This window comes from Rhizobacter sp. P2_H2, assembly GCF_056403375.1.
Genome location: NZ_JBFUFP010000991.1, coordinates 1 through 2,011, shown reverse-complemented (window position 1 = coordinate 2,011; position 2,011 = coordinate 1). Strand labels below are relative to the sequence as shown.

1 protein-coding gene and 1 pseudogene are annotated in these 2,011 nt (G+C 68.7%); both read left to right on the top strand.

The window, feature by feature from the left end; translation table 11 throughout:
- Window positions 1-1,787 (top strand): DNA topoisomerase IV subunit B (locus AC1D15_RS29180; RefSeq protein ID WP_477828770.1); only part of this gene is annotated, 1,787 nt, incomplete at its 5' end.
- 1 nt (window position 1,788) lies between these two features.
- Window positions 1,789-2,011, top strand: a pseudogene (locus AC1D15_RS29175) (lytic transglycosylase domain-containing protein); the annotation flags it as partial.

Sequence of the window (2,011 nt, the reverse complement as noted above, 5' to 3'; positions counted from 1 at the left end):
GTTCGGTCACCGTGCACGACGACGGCCGTGGCATTCCGTTCGGCCTGCATCCCGAAGAGCAGGTGCCGGTGGTCGAGATCGTCTACACCCGGCTGCACGCCGGCGGCAAGTTCGACAAGGGCTCCGGCGGCGCCTACAGCTTCTCGGGCGGSCTGCAYGGCGTGGGCGTCAGCGTGACGAACGCGCTGGYCAAGCGACTGGAGGTCACGGTGTACCGCGAGGGCCAGGTGGCGCAGCTGGCGTTCTCGGGCGGCGACGTGATCGAGCCGCTGGCGATCCGCAAGGGCGTGTACGCGGCCTCGTCGGGTGACCGCAAGACCGGCACCACGGTGCGCGCCTGGCCGGACCCGAAGTACTTCGAGAGCGTCGATTTCCCGAAGGCCGAGCTCACGCACCTGCTGCGCAGCAAGGCGGTGCTGATGCCGGGCGTCATCGTCTCGCTGACGATCGAGAAGAGCGGCGAGGTGCTGACCTGGACCTACAAGGGCGGCCTGCGCGACTACCTGATGCAGGCGCTGGCGGCCGACCCGGTGATCCCGTTGTTCGAGGGCGAGCGCTACGCCGATTCACGCGAGACCGAGAACTTCGCCGAGGGCGAGGGCGCCGCCTGGTGCGTGGCCTTCACCGAGGAAGGCTCGCCGATGCGCGAGAGCTACGTGAACCTGATCCCCACGGTGAACGGCGGCACGCATGAATCCGGCCTGAAGGACGGCCTGTTCGGCGCGGTGAAGGGCTTCATCGACCTGCACAGCCTGCTGCCCAAGGGCGTGAAGCTGATGCCCGAAGACGTGTTCTCGCGCGCCAGCTTCGTGCTGTCGGCCAAGGTGCTGGACCCGCAGTTCCAGGGCCAGATCAAGGAGCGGCTGAACAGCCGCGATGCGCTGCGGCTGGTCTCCACCTACGTGAAGCCGGCGCTGGAGCTGTGGCTGAACCAGCATGTGGAGCTGGGCCGCAAGCTGGCCGACCTGGTGATCAAGCAGGCGCAGACGCGCCARCGCGCGAGCCAGAAGGTCGAGAAGCGCAAGGGCTCGGGCGTGGCGGTGCTGCCCGGCAAGCTGACCGATTGCGAAAGCCGCGACCTGGCGCTGAACGAGCTGTTCCTGGTCGAGGGCGACTCGGCCGGCGGCAGCGCGAAGATGGGCCGCAACAAGGAGACGCAGGCGGTGCTGCCGCTGCGCGGCAAGGTGCTGAATGCGTGGGAGGTCGAGCGCGACCGGCTGTTCGCGAACAACGAGATCCACGACATCGCGGTGGCGATCGGCGTCGACCCGCACAGTGCCACCGACGAGCCGGACCTGTCGGGGCTGCGCTACGGCAAGATCTGCATCCTGAGCGATGCGGACGTCGACGGCTCGCACATCCAGGTGCTGCTGCTGACGCTGTTCTTCCGGCACTTCCCGAAGCTGATCGAGCGCGGCAACGTCTACATCGCGAAGCCGCCGCTGTTCCGCGTCGATGCGCCGGCGCGCGGCAAGAAGCCCGCGGCCAAGCTCTATGTGCTGGACGAAGGCGAGCTGGCGGCCACGCTGGACAAGCTGCGCAAGGAAGGCGCGCGCGACAACAGCTGGAGCATCGGCCGCTTCAAGGGCCTGGGCGAGATGAACGCCGAGCAGCTGTGGGACACCACGCTGAACCCCGACACGCGCCGCCTGCTGCAGGTGGCCTTCGGCGCGCTCGATTTCACCGCCACCACCGAGTCGCTGACCAAGCTGATGGGCAAGGGCGAGGCGCAGGCCCGCCGCGAGCTGATGGAACTSCGCGGCGACGACGTCGAGGTGGATGTCTGAGATGAAGACCGCGCTGGCGGCTGCTRCACTCGCCGTGCCCGCGCTCGCGCATGCCGAGCTGTGGGGCTACGTCGACGGCAGCGGCACCGCGCACCTCGCGCCGACGCAGGTCGATTCGCGCTACCACCTGGTGCTGGGCGATGCGGCACAGCTGCGCGTGCCCGGCAAGACCGATGGCGCGGGCGGCCTGCTCACGTGGCTGGAGTTCGCGCCCGAAGTGAAGT